Source organism: Mesorhizobium sp. M0106 (genome assembly GCF_040322715.1).
Taxonomy (GTDB): domain Bacteria; phylum Pseudomonadota; class Alphaproteobacteria; order Rhizobiales; family Rhizobiaceae; genus Mesorhizobium.
The window spans coordinates 1-15,467 of record NZ_JAMYUA010000024.1 but is presented as its reverse complement, the minus strand read 5'-3'; the positions used below and the strand labels follow the sequence as shown (position 1 = coordinate 15,467).

Sequence of the window (15,467 nt, the reverse complement as noted above, 5' to 3'; positions counted from 1 at the left end):
GATGAGGACAGTGAATGGACGGGAGCGCTTCGCTCTGGTCTCTCCAGATAACCCGTCGTTCCCATCTGATTTCGATCAAGCGTCGGAAACGAATCATCACCAATTCCTGACCCCCCCGGGGATCGCGTTGTTTCGAGCCACTCGCACAAGATGACCTGAAGTAGGTCTGATCCGCCGACTCTCATTTCAGCAGCAATAGACTTCAGAGCCGTCATGAGTTGCCGGTTCCAGCGGCACGCCTGTCATATTTCTGAGCATCAATGCAGCGCGACGCAGAATGATCTGCAGATCCGCGCGCGAAATGTCTGCGATGCGATCGGCCGCGCTTTCAAGCTCTTCGGCAATGATTGGCGTGTCATTGCATTGGTCCGCTTGCCTGAGGCTGGGTCTTAGGCCTTCACCCGCTTGGCTGCTACCTTCTTGCCCGGGGGCTTCTTGGCGGGCATTTTTGCGCCCGCCTTGCGACCAAGTCCGATCGACTTCGCCAGCTCCGATCGCTGTGCTGCGTAGCTTGGTGCCACCATAGGATAGTCCCGCGCCAACCCCCACTTGGCTCGATACTCGTCAGGCGTCATGCCAAGCAAGCCCAAGTGCCGTTTCATCGACTTGAACTTGCGCCCGTTTTCCAGCGAAATGATGTGGTCGGGAAACACAGACTTTTTGGGATTGACCGCCGGGTTCTGTGTTGGCTGCTCAACTTCAGTTGGCTTGACTAAGCTAACGAGAGCGGAGTTTACCGAAGAAATCAGATCGGGCAGGCTTGCTACGGGCACTGCGTTATTTTGGACAAACGCCGCGACAATATCCGCGGTCAATTCCATCAATTCCGCGTTCTGGCGATTCTTCTCTTCGGTCATTCATCAACTCCTATTGCAAGTCCGCTTTCGTATGGGGGAAACTCGGATCGCGCAAGAAGCAGGTCCACAGAACGAAATGCTCGGGATCATCGACCGGCCGCCAGGGCGGCCCGACCTATACGAAGCTCCCCGGGGACAAAGGCTGCCTCCCTAAATGGCGTGAGTACGAGAAGACGATCCCGCGGGAAGCAGAGTCCGCCTTCAAAGAACTCTGCAACAAGAACCATGGCGGCCTATACGAATTGCGGGATACCTGACAATGAGCACCTTGATTGCTCCTGCCATTATCAAAGAGCCATGATGAAGCCTCGGAGCGGAACAATGCCCAGACGTGGTGGGCCTTTCGCTTCGTCGCAGTTCTGCACCAGCTTTGGTGGGGTGACACCCGTGCCCTTCCATCGAGTCGCGCGCTCCGCGGGCCACCTGCTAATTGCTCCTGTCTTCTTGCGCGCCGTTCCTGGCGCCGAGCGCCTTTCGTTCTGTCACATATCCCCTGGTTTGAGAGCGCGCGCGATCTCTAGGTAGCCGGCCAACCTCGACGACATAAGGCTCGAATATGGCTCCCATGTCATGGGAGTGAACGCCTTCCGGCGTCCGCGCCCAAGCAGCTGCTTGCGGCGGTAACCGAGGCGCCGGTTACCGCATCGTTTCGTCGGTAAAAAAGCGACGTTGCGCTCTCTGCTTTCACATCCGGGTATGCCGAAAAGTCCGTCGGTCAAAAGTCGACCAGCGGCGTGTCCACGATCTGGTGCTCGAATAGCAACCAGAACGACGATCCCCGGGATTCGGAGTACCAATGCTCAAAAATCGCAAGGGCCTCGCCGATATTGGTGGCGGGTTCGTCCTCGGGCAGCTTCGCAGCCTGGAACAACGCAAGCGCAACGGGGCCAAAATGCGTGATCGCTTCCGTGCGCGCCTCGCTGTCCGCATTCCAGCCGAGCCGCAAGCGCAGGACGGCCAAAGCGCTGGCCACGGCGATCTCCTCACTTTCGGCTGAGGCCACGGCGTCCGAGATCGCCTGCATGAGATTGAGCCGCCTGAAGGCGAAAGCGCGCTCCTGTTCCAGAACCGCGATCTGATTGGCCGCTTGTCGCCTGAAGCTTGCCTCGGTTGTCCTGGCGGTCTCAGCCGTCGTTTTCAGGTCATTCAGAAAGGAAGCCGTCGGGTTCATCTTGGCTCACTAGGATGGCGGAAGAGAGTGGGAGTCGAACCCACCAGAGACCGACTCGCGGCCCCTCCCGGATTTGAAGTCCGGACGCCCCACCGGGGACGATGCTCCTCCAGAAATTTGCGCCATCGGCGGCTCACCCTCGCCTGTCAGGCGGAACAGGTCCAGCCTGCGCCTGTTCAGACGGCGCAAGTCTCCCCGCCGCAGCGTCACGCCGTGCCGATCGAGAAATTCGAGGATATGGATGGCGACCTTGCGTCCGCTACCCACGCGATCGCGAAATTGAGCAGCGGTGAACTCGTCTGTGGGCATCGACGCAGCGAGGTCGCGCGCGATCTCCACGATCTGCGCCAACGCCTGGCGCTGGAAGAAGTGGTCATGAGCGACCTCATGGACCTTCCCCATGCGGCCGGCAAGCTTCAGAAGCCGCCGGATTTCTGTCTCCGGCGCGGCCAGCACCTCGGCAATATCCCACACTCTCGGCGGATGGAATCGTTCGGGTCCGCCGATGAGAGGCTGGATCTGCAGCCAGAGAGTTTCATCCTTCGCCGTCAGGTGCGCCTCATGACCGGGCAGCCGCACCCAGGCGCCGTCCAAGGCAACTTCTCCAGCGTGCGAAAGGCTCCGCAGAACTGCTATGAAAGAGGGGGCCGCCAGACGTGGATCAAGCCCAATACGCAATCTCTCCATTCCTACGCCCGGCAAATCCGGATTGTCGGCATGGAAGGTCTCCAGGGTCGCGGCCAAGTCGCGCTTGAATCGCAACCAGCGCTCTGGCGACAGCACGAGAAGCATTTCTCCGACGGCAAAACGGACAAGCCCGAGTTGATCGATCAGGCCTTCCGTCTCGCAGTCACTAAGCGCCCTGTCGCGCGCAAAAGCCTTCAGGTCGAAATAGTGGGGCGGCGCATCAAGGAGTGCGGCGGCGGCCAGTTCGGGCGCCAATAGCGCATGGGCATCGAGTTGGACCAGCCGTTCCGGCGCGCGGCGTTTGCGGCTGGGCGCCCGCAGATCGAGAAAATGTCCGCCGCCGATGGTTCGCTGCGCGGAGGTGTCGCGCACCACGTAAACGTCGCCGGCAGCGGCCGCGATCGGACTGTCCAGCACCAATTGAACATTGGCCGTGCCGCCAGGCCCGATCGGTTCGTCTCCGAGGAGTACAATGCGTGCCCCCACCTCCGTCGCGGCATGGTGGAGCCGCACCGGAAACCATTGGCCGATCGGCTTGCGTTCACCCGGCAGAACGCGAAGGCTTGCATCGATCCGGTCCGACGGCGCGTGAAGCTTCGGATCGACAATTACGTCGCCGCGCCGGATCGCCTCCTTGAAAACCCTTTCGCCGGTCAGATTGAGCGCGCAACGGTCTCCCGCCCGACCACGTTCAGTCGGCCGGTTCTGGGCGTGGATCGATCGGACCCGCGCAAGCAATCCTGACGGGCTTACGACCACCTTGTCCCCAGTACCGAGAGAACCCGAAAGCACGGTGCCCGTCACGACGGTGCCCACGCCGCGCAGCGTGAACGAGCGGTCCACCGCTAATCGAAAACGGCCCGAAACTGCACGCCGGGCAAGATGAGACGCCTCCTCGAACAAGAGATACCTGAGTTCATCGATACCTTCGCCTGTAACGACCGAGACGGGAATCAGGTGGGCCTCGGCAAGCATCGTCCCGGCAAGCACCGAGCGGATATCGTTCGCCACCGCAGTGCGGCGCTCTGGACCGGCCAGATCGCATTTCGTGAGCAGGACGGCGCCGCGCTTGACACCGAGCAGGTCGACGATGGCGAGATGCTCCCGGGTTTGCGGCATGACGCCGTCGTCGGCGGCCACCACGAGCAACACGAAGTCGATGCCGCTGGCGCCGGCGAGCATCGTGTGTACGAAACGCTCGTGCCCGGGAACATCGACGAAACCGATGCTATCCCCACCCGGCACCGGCAAATAGGCGAAGCCGAGATCGATCGTCATGCCGCGTGTCTTTTCCTCCTGCAAACGATCGGTGTTTATACCGGTCAGCGCATGCACCAGCGCAGTTTTGCCATGGTCGACATGTCCCGCCGTGCCAACGATCATGATAATGCGGTCTCCGGCCACGGCGCGGCGGCGCGACGCTCGGCCTCGGCGGCATCGCCTGCACTCAATTCGGCCCGCACTGCAGCCAGATAGCGGCTGGCAAGGGCGCTGCCGCCTGCCTCGGCACGCAGGAGCCAAACCAGCGCCTCGACCGCGTCAGCCGGCACGCCCGTGCCAAGATGGCAGGCGGCGCCGAGCATTGCCTGCCCTTCGGCGTCTCCTCGCATGGCAGCACGGCGCCACCAGCGGACAGCCTCGTCCGGATCGCGCGGCACGCCGAGCGCATTGTGATAAAGCATGCCGATCCGGGTCATCGCGGATGCGATGCCTTGATCGGCCGCGGCAAGCGCCCAACGTCGCGCCTCGCCGACATCGGGAACCATCACTTCGCCCTCCAGCAGCATCCAGCTCAGCATATCCTGCGCCGGTCCGTCGCCAGTTTCCGCTGCGGCCCGATAGAACTCGGCCGCCCGGCGAAAGTCCTGCTCGACTCCTTCGCCGCGGAAATAGAGCGACGCCAGGTTCCTTTGCCCGACAGGATCCCCTGCCTCGGCGGCGAGCGCCAGCCAGCGAAAGGCCATTTCCGCATCACGCTCGACGCCGAGCCCTTCGGCGAAGCAGGCGCCGATATTGTTCTGAGCGCGGGCAACGCCCCGGTGAGCCAGCGGCTCCCATATGGAGAGAGCCACGGCATGATCGCCTCGCCGCGCGGCTTCGAGGGCCTCGGTCATGCGTGCGGCCACAGGCGTCTCGGCTGGGCGGCGCGCAAGGCGGTCAAGCCAACGCATCGGTTCCTCCCGGATTTAAGCCGGCTAGATTGGCGATGAAGTTCGCCTCGTCTTCCAGACAGCGGAAATCGAGCACGAGCGCCTGGTTTTCGATGCGCCCGATCACGGGGACGCCCAGCCCACGCAGCGCAGCCGCAAGCGCTTCGAGCGACCGGCCGCTCCCTGAGCGCGGCTTGAGAGCAAGCCCGGCGCTTGGCACGGTTTCGAGCGGCAGCGCGCCGGATCCGACTTGGCTCCGGCACTCCACCGTGTCGACCGCAAAGGCTTCGCCCACGGCGTCAGCAACCAGGGGAGCAAGGCGCTTTGCCTGCGCCGCAATCTCCTTCACCGAGCGCGAGAGCAGCCTTAGCGTCGGCAGGCGCTCGGCCAGCCGGTCGGGGTCGCGGTAGAGCTTCAACGTCGCCTCGAGCGCGGCCAAACGAAGCTTGTCGACCCTGAGCGCCCGCTTCATCGGGTTGCGGCTGATCGCTGCGAGCAGGTCCCTGCGGCCGACGATGAAACCCGCCTGCGGACCGCCAAGCAGCTTGTCGCCGGAGAATGTGACGAGATCGGCGCCGTCGGCCACCGCCTCGCGCACGGTCGGCTCGCGCCCAAGGCCGTAGCGGGCTAGATCGACCAGCGTGCCCGAACCGAGATCATGGACCAGCGGTATCCCATGCGCCTTGGCGATTGAAGCGAGCTCGGGTGCCCGGATCTCGGCCGTGAATCCTTCGACCCGGTAGTTCGATGTGTGCACCTTGAGGATGAGCCCGGCCTCCGGGCCGATCGCGGCGACATAGTCTTTGCGATGCGTGCGGTTGGTGGTGCCGACCTCGACAAGCCTGGCGCCGGCGCGCGTCATGATCTCGGGCATCCGGAAAGAGCCGCCGATCTCGATCAACTCGCCTCGCGAAACGATCGCTTCGCGACCGAGCGCCAGCGTGTTGAGGACGAGAAGGACGGCAGCCGCGTTGTTGTTGACGACGGTTGCATCCTCGGCTCCGGTCAGCTCGCAAACGAGCGATCGAAGATGATCGTCCCGTTCGCCGCGCTCGCCTTTCTCGACATCGAATTCGAGAGCCACCGCTTCGCGCATCGCCAGCCGAACAGCGTCGACCGCCTCTTTCGCGAGGAGGGCTCGTCCGAGATTGGTATGCAGCACCGTTCCGGTCAGGTTGAAAACGGGGCGCAGGGAAGAGCGTTCGCCGTCCCTGAGCTGCAAGAGTGCGTCGCCGGCAAGATCGTTTGCCTCCGGCACGATCGCTCCGGCATTGCGGGAGGCCATTCGCGCATCGGCGACGGCTCGGCGAATGGCCTCCGTCGCGGCCTGCCGTCCGAAGCGCTCGATTGCGGCCGCCGCCAGCGGGGTCCTCAGCACTTGGTCGACCGACGGAAGATTGCGCAAAGGGTTTGCGGATGAAGGGGTCATCGTATCAATAGCCAACAAGGAACGGATTGAACGATCCGCGGCGATGGCCACCCTCGCGGACGAGCAGGTCGAGGCCGAGCGTCGCCACGTCGTCGGCGACCGGATCGAGAGCCGGATCCTTGTGCTGGTACAGGATCTTTACATAGCAGCCGCATGCATCGCAGGTCTCGGCTTTGACCGCGCCAGAGCCTCCCTCGATTTCCTGATAGCCTATCCCCTTGGTCGAGCCGCACAGCGTACATTTGACACGGACGTGGTTCCACAATGTTCCACACAGCGCGCAGACGCAGAACCGCGCCCCGTGTGCGCCGTGCCAGCCGACGATGATCGAGGATACGGGCGGCCCACCGCAGGCCGGACAGGCGCCGTCGGCAACCGGAACCAGCTTCGAGCTGTCGAGACATGCCGCGAGGCGGGCAAAGTGAACCTGCAGCGCGGCCGCGACATAGACATGCTCGGCAAGCGCGTTCATTGGGATCGCATCGGTGAGCACATTGCGCACCATGGAGTCGACCCCGGACGCATCGATATTCGCCAGCCTGTCCAAGGCGGCTGCGGCCGCCTTGGGTTTTTCGATCGTGGCTGCCACTTCGAACAGGCGGCCGAGCGTCATTCCAAGGGCGGCATCCGAAGTTGATTGGTTGCGATCGAGCGGCGGCATACCGAAGGTTCGTGCGCGCTCGCGCGCCTCCGCGGTCGGCAATTCGATCTCCGGCAAGCCGTCCTGGATGCGGTGCTGCGCATCCGTCAGTGCAGAGAGGAAGCGGAGATAGGGGCCGAGCTGGTGGTCATCCGCCAACACATCCAATCGCTCGGAGCGGCGAATGAACAAGGTCCGCGGATCAGGCAGGCGCGCAAAGGGTGGAGCCGAGACCTCGCCGATTACAGTCGGGTCAGAGCGTGACGGATCTTGTTGCTTTGGCATTTCAACCTCACGAACCTCACGGGCCACGTGGTCGGCTTGATACTGCTCCAGAGCAATTCCACGAAAAGTGTATAACGGTTTTCCGTCCGGAATTGCGTAAAAACAAATACCCGCTCATTCGGCGGGATTCGATCCCGAACGTCCGTCCGGTTTGCCTGCGATCAGTTCACGCAGCCATTTGCGATGATGCCGCCAAGCCCAGCCGCCGGTCACCCGTCCGCGCGTCATGGCGGGAATGGTGCCGCGTACCCAGATGGCCGAATAGAAATGGATAATCCAGACGCCGATGATCGCCACGGCAGCGATCGAATGAACAAGCAGCGCCACCCGCTGCTGGCCGATCGTGGTGTAAGCGGCGAAATATTGTTGCCAGATGACGATGCCGCTCGAAATCAGGATGATGATGAGGATCGACATTGACCAGAAGACGAGCTTCTGGCCGGCATTGTACTTGCCGACGTCGGGGACGTTGTCCTCGTGATTGGACAATACGTCACGGAAACGGGCGAGCCACGTTCCGTCCTCGGGCCTCCACAAATTGGCCTTCCAGAACCGAAGGAAAAGCCCAAGGAAGCTGAAGAAGAGCAAGACGCCGATCCATGGGTGAATGAAGCGCGTGAACTGGCCGCCGCCAAACAGCCCCGACAGGAAGAACAGGCTCGGGTGAAACATGGCAAGGCCGGACAAGGCGAGCAGGATCAGGCTGGCCGCCGTGATCCAATGGTTGATCCGCGCGCTCACCGTGTAGCGGTCCACGATGACTGGCTTGCCGGGATGTACCTGCTCGTTCGGCTTCACGTCATACGCGGCCATCGTTGTCGCCTTCCGTCAGCTCTTCGGCATGCTCCTCATCCGCCTCGGAGACCCTGTTCGGTCCCATCACCAGATGGTGAAGCAGGCCGACGCCGGCCGCCACGCCGAGAATGGTGAGGCCGGCATATTTGGTCACGCCCTTCCACGCGTCCACGAGCGGACTGATCTTCGGCTCCTTCGGCAGACCCGAATAGAGTTCCGGCTGGTCGGCATGGTGCAGCACATACATCACATGCGTCCCTCCGACGCCGGGCGGATCGTAGAGGCCGGCATTCGAATAGCCGCGCGATTTCAGGTCCTTGATGCGGCCGTCGGCGTGCTGTTTCATCTCGTCTTTCGTGCCGAACACGATCGCCTGGGTCGGGCAGGCCTTGGCGCAGGCCGGTCCCTGGCCGACAGCCACGCGGTCGGAGCAGAGCGTGCATTTGTAGGCCGTGTGATCGACTTTGGAGATGCGCGGAATGTTGAACGGGCAACCCTTGACGCAATAGCCGCAGCCGATGCAGTTCTCATGGACGAAATCGACGATGCCGTTCGAATACTGCACTATGGCGCCTGGTGCCGGACAAGCCTTGAGGCAGCCCGGGTCAGCGCAGTGCATACAGCCATCCTTGCGGATCAGCCATTCGAGTTCGTTCGTCTCGGGATTGTCCCATTCGCTGTAGCGCATCAGCGTGAACATGTCCGGCGTCAGATCGGCAGGATTCTCATAGACGCCGGCATTGAAGCCGATCTCCGGATGCGTGTCGTTCCACTCGATGCAGGCCGTCTGGCACGCCTTGCAGCCGATGCATTTCGAAACATCGATGAGCTTGGCGACTTCCCTCAATTGCTGCTCGGGCGCGGGAACCGTCGAGGCAGAGCGGCGGATGAGGTCCTTGTCGGAAAAACGCGGTGCGATATCCGTCGTCGAAGGATTTGGAAGTGGAGGAAACATCGCTTACTCCTCCTACGCTACCGGCCCGGCGATGGGCTCGATGTTGACAAGGAACGCCTTGTATTCCGGCGTCTCGATGTTGGCGTCACCGACAAAGGGGGTGAGCATGTTCGGCCCAAAGCCTTTCTTCGCCGCTCCCGTGAAGCCCCAGTGCAATGGTATTCCGACGATGTGGACGGTCTTGCCATCGCAGGTGAGCGGCCTGATCCGCTTGGTCACCATGGCCTTCGCCACAACGGAACCGCGCTTCGACCAGACGCGCACCCAGCCGCCTTTGGTGATGCCCTTCTCGGCCGCAAGCTGTTCCGAAATTTCCACGAAAAACTCCGGCTGCATCACCGCATTGGTGATGACGTGCTTGGTCCAGAAGTGGAAATGCTCGGTCAGTCGGTAGGAGGTCGCCGCGTAGGGAAACTCCTGCGAAGCCGATTCGGCGAACTGGGCCATATCGCCTTCGAACACCCGCGCTGCGGGGTTGCCGCGAACTTTGGGAGCTATCGGGTTCGCGATGGGCGACTCGAATGGCTCGTAATGCGCCGGGAATGGTCCGTCGCGCATCATGCCCCGGGTAAAGAGGCGCGAGACGCCTTCCGGATTCATGATGAACGGGCCTACTTGATCGGGCTTTGCCGTTGGCAAGATGTCGGGGACATCGTAGCCCGACCATTTCGTGCCGTCCCATTCAATCACCTTGCGGCTTGGATCCCAAGCCTTTCCGGTGAGGTCAGCCGACGCCCTGTTGTAGAGAATGCGGCGGTTGGCGGGCCATGAGAACGCCCATTTGGAATAGGCGCCGGTTTCGTCAGGATCGGTGGTGTCCCGCCTGGCCATGTTGTTGCCGTTTTCGTTGAAGCAGCCGGAATAGATCCAGCAGCCGCAGGAGGTGGAGCCGTCGTCGCGCAGCGCGGCGAAGCCCGGCAAGAGCTTTCCGGCCTCGGCCAGCACCTTTGTCGGGTCGGCCGTGTCGGTTACCCTGGCGAGCGCCCTGCCATTGATCTCCTGGGCAAGCTCCTCGGCCTTCGGATCGCCGGGATCGGCATAAGGCCAGTTGAGCTTGACGATCGGATCCGCGAAGGCGCCACCTTCCTTGGTGTAGAGCTCCTTCAGGCGCAGATAGAGCTGCGCCATGATCCAGGTATCGCGTTTGGCCTCGCCGGGGGGCGTGCCGCCGGCCCAATGCCACTGCAGCCAGCGCCCCGAATTGACCAGCGAGCCGTCGTCCTCGGCGAAGCAGGTGGAGGGAAGCTGGTAGACTTCCGTCTGAATCTGCGACGGATCGACATCGTTGTACGGCCCGTGGTTCTCCCAGAACCGGCCCGTCTCCGTGTCCAACGGATCCATGATGACGAGGTATTTGAGCTTCGAGAGGGACTCGATCACCTTCTTCTTGTTCGGAGCTGCCTGTAGCGGGTTGAAGCCCTGGCAGAAATAGCCGTTCATCTTGCCCTGGTGCATCAGCTCGAAAGCCCGCAGCAGATCGTAGCCCGGCAGGTCGAGCTTCGGCAGGTAGTCATAGGCGAAGCCGTTCTCCGGCGTTGCCGCGTTGCCCCACATTGACTTCTGGAAGCTTACGAAGAACTTCCTGTAGTTCTGCCAGTAGCTCATCTGGTTCGGCCGGAGCGGCTTGAAGCCTCGGGTCGACATGTAGGCTGCCAGATCGACCTCCTTCTCAGTCGGCAGCGTCAGATAACCGGGCAGCAGGTTCGACATCAGCCCGAGGTCGGTCAGCCCCTGGATGTTGGAGTGACCGCGAAGCGCGTTCATGCCGCCGCCGCGTACACCGATATTGCCGAGAACAAGCTGCAGCATCGCCATGGCGCGGATGTTCTGCGAGCCCTTCGAGTGCTGGGTCCAGCCGAGCGCGTACATCGAGGTCATCGCCTTGGTCGGAGACGATGTCTCGGCGACCATCGCGGCCACCTCCAGGAACCGGTCCTTCGGTGTGCCGCAGATGCGCTCGACCATCTCCGGCGTGTAGACCGCGACATGCTTCTTGAGCAGATTCCAGACGCAGCGGGGATTGGCCAATGTCGCGTCGACAACGGCAAAGCCGTCCGTGCCTATGTCATAGTCCCAACTGGACTTGTCATAGTCTCGCTTCGCCTCGTTATAGCCGGAGAAGAGGCCGTCCTGATAGGTGAAGCCCTCCTTGACGACATACGTCGCGTTTGTGAAGGCCTTCAGATAGTCCCATTGCACCTTATCGTTCTGGATGCAGTAGTTGATCAGCCCGAGCAGGAAGGCGATGTCCGTTCCCTGGCGGATCGGCGCGTAAAGATCCGACACCGAAGCTGAGCGCGTAAAGCGCGGGTCGACGACGATGAGCTTGGCGCCGCGGTTGGCCTTCGCCTCTGTGACCCATTTGAAGCCGCAAGGATGCGCTTCTGCGGCATTGCCGCCCATGATGACGACGAGATCCGTGTTCTTGATGTCGGTCCAGGAATTGGTCATTGCGCCGCGGCCGAATGTTGGGGCGAGACTCGCCACCGTCGGGCCGTGTCAGACACGTGCCTGGTTGTCGAACACCAGCATGCCCGCGCTGCGGACCACCTTGTAGGTCGCGAACGCGGTTTCATTGGTCGAAGCCGAGGCGGCGAGGAAGCCGGTGGTGATCCACCGGTTGACCGTCACTCCGTCATTGTTCGTCGCGACGAAGTTCTTGTCGCGATCGTCCTTCATCAGGCGGGCGATGCGGCCGAGTGCGTCTTCCCAGCTTATCGGCTCGAACTTGTCCGAGCCCGGTTTGCGGATCATCGGATGTTGCAGACGGGTCGGCGACTTGACAAATCCGAGCAGGGCCGACCCTTTGGGGCACAAGGTGCCGCGATTGGTCGGATGATCAGTGTCACCCTCGATATGGGTGATCTCGGCCGGCTCGCCCTTTCTGAGATCGCCCTTCGAATACAAGATTATGCCGCAAGCCACCGAGCAGTATGGACAGGTGTTGCGTGTTTCGGTGGTGTTCGCGAGCTTGAAGGGCCGTATAGCCGCCGCGTGTGCGGCCTCGCTATCGCCGAAGCCGAGGGCTCCAAGCGTAGTACCGGCGAGACCCGCGCCTGCTGTTTGCAGGAACGCGCGTCGAGAAAGATCGATGTTCATGGGTTCCTCCCGAAGCCGATGCCCCACAAGGCAACTCGAACCAACGGTTCAATCCGACTAACTAGTCTCGGACCAAATAAAATCAATGCCAAAGAACGAGGCGCGTACGGTGCAGCAAAAGCGCCCCTCCGAACCGCCTTCCTGCAACAGGTTTGTGCCCGCAAATCGGCATTGTGTATTATTGTTGAATATTCTTGTCATCCTTTCGTGACCGCGATTGAGATTGACGAAAACGAACGCATTATCATACAGTAAAGCGTGGCGATGAAACAGCTCCCGCGGGTCGGGGCGCCTTTCGATCGATACCCAATGACGGCGATGCCTCGCACGCCGGATACGGTCCTTGCCTTTCCTAGCTCAACGAAATCCGCTGAGAGCAAGCGTGCTCCAAACGTGCCGTGCGTTGGGCGATCGTATTTTCCATTCCGGTTGACCTTGATCCCTACTAAAGCGTGCCAGCAGAGGAGGCTCGACGACTATGGCAATCGCCCTCTCGCCCGAAATAACCGATGCGCCCGTTGTGCGCCTGACCAGCCTCGCCCATGGCGGCGGTTGCGGCTGTAAGCTGGCACCGTCAGTGCTGCAGCAGCTTCTCGCCGATCCGGCGGCTGCCAGTCCCTATCATCAGCTTCTCGTTGGCACGGAGACCGGCGACGATGCGGCAGTCTGGCAACTCGACGGCGCGACTTGCGTCATCGCGACCACCGACTTCTTCATGCCTATGGTAGATGACCCCTACGATTTCGGCCGGATTGCCGCAACCAACGCCCTGTCCGATATCTATGCGATGGGTGGCCGGCCGATCATGGCGCTGGCGATCCTCGGGATGCCTCTCGACAAGATCCCGACGCTCATGGTCCGCGAAATCCTGAAAGGTGGCGAAGCTGTCTGCGCCGACGCCGGAATCCCGGTTGCAGGTGGCCACTCGATCGACTCGCCGGAGCCGATTTATGGCCTCGCAGTCATCGGCACATGCCGACCCGGAGATATCCGACGCAATTCTGACACCAGGCCGGGTGACGCCTTGATCCTGACGAAAGGGCTCGGCGTCGGCATCTACTCCGCCGCCATCAAGAAGCAGGCGCTTTCCGAGAGCGGCTATCGCGAAATGATCGCCTCCACCACCCTTCTCAACCGGATCGGATCGGAGCTGGCGCAGGACGCGAGCGTCCACGCCGTCACCGACGTGACCGGATTTGGCTTGCTCGGACATGGCCTCGAGATGGCACGCGGTGCCGGGTGCACGCTGATAATTTGCAGCCACGACGTGCCGCTCTTTTCCGAAGCTGCCTCGCTCGCGGTCGACGGCCACGTCACCGGCGCATCGCGGCGCAACTGGGCGAGCTATGGCGACGCGGTAAGCTTACCTCCCGGCATGCCCGAGTGGCGACGCCATCTTCTCACGGATCCACAGACTTCGGGCGGGTTGCTGGTTGCTTGCGAGACCGACCACGCAGCGGCGCTCGTCGAGAGGATCGTCGCGGACGGCTATCCTTCGGCTCGCATCATCGGCCATGCCAGGCCCGGCGCGCCGACAATAGTAGTAGAGGCCTGAACGGCCGCTCCGCGTCCCGCCAGATGACGGGGTGCGCCCTCCAGTTCGCGGCACTCCACCTCCTGCCACCACTGGATCGGCAGGCAAAGACGCGCTTCGCCCGGCTTATGGAAGTTCGATCTCGCCGTCCACCACGTGGTTGAGGCCGGTGCCTTCCGCCGTCAGCGTCATGCGGACCTTCAGCTTCTTGCCGCCGATTTGCCCTTCGCGCACCGTCTCCTCGATCTTGCGCTGGGAGGTGACGCCGACTTCCTTTAGGAACTTGCGGATCGACATGTTGACGGCGTCTTCGCTCATGGCGGAACTCCTCTGTGTCCGGAAGGGATTGTAAGGGAAGGCAAGGGATCAAGGAAGCAGGACGGTGACATACGGTTTTATTGAAATAGACCTCGAGCCGGGAGGAGACGTCGGGTCCTTAACTTGATCGACCCCTGGCAGGAGGAGTGAACCGATCGACGTCTTGCGCAGAAGGAGCACTATGACGGCCATCTCGGCCTTGATCTGACCGATCAGGAAAAGAGTGATCTGATCGAGTACCTCAAATCGATCTGATCAGCACTCGGCGCTTCTTTGGGTTCGATGGAGGAAAGATCAATAAAGAAGATCGTGGTGAGATAAATTGCGGGTCGGCACAATGTGAGCCAGGCCAAGCGCTGTCTCGCCGGAAATTTCTTAAGGTGTCGACGACCGGCGCGGCGATTTGCCGGTGCAGGTGGGCTTGCTTCCTGCATGACAGGTCAGCCTGCGGCGCGCGGCGCCAAAAGAACCCCAAAGCCTGTGGCGCTTTATTAGGATGTTCCAAACAAAGGTCGCCGCTGCGCCGGGTGCACCCATTTCCTGAAGCGTAAGCGCGATTTTCCCTGCACGTTGACGCCGGCGCTTTCGACGGATGGCCTTCGAATTGGGAACGGTATCTGGTCTGATCAGACTGCTGTTGCTTTGGCGAAGTTGAAGGGCAGCAGATCCTCGATGGCTGCGTTCTCGGGGCGCTGAGGTAGTTCAGTGAGGACGTGGCGCAGCCACGCTAACGGCTCGACGCCACAGGCGCGGCAGGTCAACATCAGGCTGTAGATGACGGCGCTGGCCCTGGCTCCGTCGACGGTATCGCTGAACAGCCAACTTTTCCGGCCAGTGGCAAAGATTCTGATGTCACGCTCGAGAAGATTGTTGTCGATCGGCATGCTGCCGTCCTCGGTGTAACGAGTCAGATATCCCCATTGGTTCAGGGTGTAGGAGACGGCGTCGCCGAGCTTGCTGTCCGGCAAGACTTTTGGAGCGAAGTCGTCGAGCCATGCCTTGAGAGCCTGGAGGATCGGGACACTATGTTGCTGGCGGAAGCGGCGAATGCAGTGATCTCGCGTTTCGCCGTCATCGGGGATTTCGTTCCGCGCCTGCCTTTCAACCCGATAGAGCTGTTCGAACAACCGGAGTGCCTGTTCCGGCGGCCCGCCACCCTTCTTCCTCGCCTTTAGGGCATCGACGAAGCGCCGCCTCGAATGAGCCATGCAGCCAAGATGCGTTGCCCCTTCCAGCGTGCGCCAGGCGGAATAACCGTCACTCATCACGATGCCGCGGTAATCGCCCAAGAAGGTCTGCGGGTGTATCTGGCCGCGACCCGGCTGATAATCGAGCAGCACGATCGGCTCGTCACTGTCGTGGCCGCTCCGGTATGCCCACATGTACGAGGTGCTGGTGGCCTCTCTGTCCATTTCCTTCAGCACCTGGACCGTGGTCTCGTCGCCATGGATGAGGGGCTGCGATCTGAGCCGCAGCTTCAGCACGTCATAGATGCGGGCGAGATGCTTTTCGCTCGAGCCGATCATCCAGTGACCCAGAGCGCCACG

11 protein-coding genes, 1 tRNA gene and 1 pseudogene are annotated in these 15,467 nt (G+C 61.8%); 1 reads left to right on the top strand and 12 read right to left on the bottom strand.

Translation table 11 applies throughout. The features are described from left to right. Positions 1 to 389: 389 nt before the first annotated feature. The 10 genes and pseudogenes from NKJ55_RS21970 to fdnG form a co-directional block, all read right to left on the bottom strand. A complete protein-coding gene (locus tag NKJ55_RS21970) occupies positions 390 to 857 on the bottom strand; it encodes a Ros/MucR family transcriptional regulator (protein ID WP_352451689.1) in 468 nt (155 codons plus the stop codon). A gap of 715 nt (positions 858 to 1,572) precedes the next feature. After that, positions 1,573 to 1,881, bottom strand: a complete 309-nt coding sequence (locus NKJ55_RS21965) for a hypothetical protein (RefSeq protein WP_352451688.1) — start codon at positions 1,879 to 1,881, stop codon at positions 1,573 to 1,575. Positions 1,882 to 2,043: 162 nt separating this feature from the next. Beyond that, positions 2,044 to 2,139, bottom strand: a tRNA-Sec gene (locus NKJ55_RS21960). Between the two features lie 123 nt (positions 2,140 to 2,262). Further along, positions 2,263 to 4,098, bottom strand: a pseudogene (gene selB, locus NKJ55_RS21955) (selenocysteine-specific translation elongation factor); the annotation flags it as partial. Next, positions 4,095 to 4,886 carry a tetratricopeptide repeat protein gene (locus NKJ55_RS21950; protein WP_352451687.1) on the bottom strand — a complete coding sequence of 264 codons (792 nt, stop codon included), beginning with the start codon at positions 4,884 to 4,886 and terminating at the stop codon, positions 4,095 to 4,097. The pseudogene selB and the gene NKJ55_RS21950, both read right to left, overlap by 4 nt. Then, positions 4,873 to 6,294: an L-seryl-tRNA(Sec) selenium transferase gene (selA, locus tag NKJ55_RS21945; RefSeq protein WP_352451686.1), complete on the bottom strand. Its 1,422-nt coding sequence runs from the start codon at positions 6,292 to 6,294 to the stop codon at positions 4,873 to 4,875. Before selA ends, NKJ55_RS21950 begins: the two co-directional genes overlap by 14 nt. A 4-nt stretch (positions 6,295 to 6,298) precedes the next feature. After that, complete coding sequence (gene fdhE, locus NKJ55_RS21940; RefSeq protein ID WP_352451685.1) at positions 6,299 to 7,219, bottom strand: formate dehydrogenase accessory protein FdhE; 921 nt, start codon at positions 7,217 to 7,219, stop codon at positions 6,299 to 6,301. A gap of 114 nt (positions 7,220 to 7,333) precedes the next feature. Continuing rightward, positions 7,334 to 8,032, bottom strand: coding sequence for a formate dehydrogenase subunit gamma (locus NKJ55_RS21935; protein WP_352451684.1), 699 nt, complete (start codon positions 8,030 to 8,032; stop codon positions 7,334 to 7,336). Further along, the gene (fdxH, locus tag NKJ55_RS21930; protein ID WP_352451683.1) at positions 8,019 to 8,969 is read right to left on the bottom strand and encodes a formate dehydrogenase subunit beta; all 951 of its coding nucleotides are present in this window, start codon (positions 8,967 to 8,969) and stop codon (positions 8,019 to 8,021) included. The genes NKJ55_RS21935 and fdxH overlap by 14 nt, the downstream gene beginning before the upstream one ends. A gap of 12 nt (positions 8,970 to 8,981) precedes the next feature. Beyond that, positions 8,982 to 12,068 carry a formate dehydrogenase-N subunit alpha gene (fdnG, locus tag NKJ55_RS21925; RefSeq protein WP_352451682.1) on the bottom strand — a complete coding sequence of 1,029 codons (3,087 nt, stop codon included), beginning with the start codon at positions 12,066 to 12,068 and terminating at the stop codon, positions 8,982 to 8,984. Positions 12,069 to 12,546: 478 nt separating this feature from the next. Here fdnG and selD point away from each other — a divergent pair, with 478 nt between their 5' ends. Beyond that, complete coding sequence (gene selD, locus NKJ55_RS21920) at positions 12,547 to 13,623, top strand: selenide, water dikinase SelD (protein ID WP_352451681.1); 1,077 nt, start codon at positions 12,547 to 12,549, stop codon at positions 13,621 to 13,623. 105 nt (positions 13,624 to 13,728) lie between these two features. Here selD and NKJ55_RS21915 read toward each other — a convergent pair whose 3' ends face one another. Together NKJ55_RS21915 and tnpC are read right to left on the bottom strand one after the other, a co-directional pair. Beyond that, positions 13,729 to 13,920, bottom strand: coding sequence for a DUF6494 family protein (locus NKJ55_RS21915; RefSeq protein ID WP_023679340.1), 192 nt, complete (start codon positions 13,918 to 13,920; stop codon positions 13,729 to 13,731). A 626-nt stretch (positions 13,921 to 14,546) separates the two neighbouring features. Then, positions 14,547 to 15,467 (bottom strand): IS66 family transposase (gene tnpC / locus NKJ55_RS21910; protein WP_352451680.1); only part of this gene is annotated, 921 nt, incomplete at its 5' end.

Bases quoted from the DNA above. Each gene is read 5' to 3' on its own strand.
- NKJ55_RS21915 (WP_023679340.1), bottom strand. From the start codon at position 13,920: ATGAGCGAAGACGCCGTCAACATGTCGATCCGCAAGTTCCTAAAGGAA.
- fdhE (WP_352451685.1), bottom strand. From the start codon at position 7,219: ATGCCAAAGCAACAAGATCCGTCACGCTCTGACCCGACTGTAATCGGC.
- NKJ55_RS21965 (WP_352451688.1), bottom strand. From the start codon at position 1,881: ATGCAGGCGATCTCGGACGCCGTGGCCTCAGCCGAAAGTGAGGAGATC.
- fdxH (WP_352451683.1), bottom strand. From the start codon at position 8,969: ATGTTTCCTCCACTTCCAAATCCTTCGACGACGGATATCGCACCGCGT.
- NKJ55_RS21970 (WP_352451689.1), bottom strand. From the start codon at position 857: ATGACCGAAGAGAAGAATCGCCAGAACGCGGAATTGATGGAATTGACC.
- selD (WP_352451681.1), top strand. From the start codon at position 12,547: ATGGCAATCGCCCTCTCGCCCGAAATAACCGATGCGCCCGTTGTGCGC.
- NKJ55_RS21950 (WP_352451687.1), bottom strand. From the start codon at position 4,886: ATGCGTTGGCTTGACCGCCTTGCGCGCCGCCCAGCCGAGACGCCTGTG.
- NKJ55_RS21935 (WP_352451684.1), bottom strand. From the start codon at position 8,032: ATGGCCGCGTATGACGTGAAGCCGAACGAGCAGGTACATCCCGGCAAG.
- selA (WP_352451686.1), bottom strand. From the start codon at position 6,294: ATGACCCCTTCATCCGCAAACCCTTTGCGCAATCTTCCGTCGGTCGAC.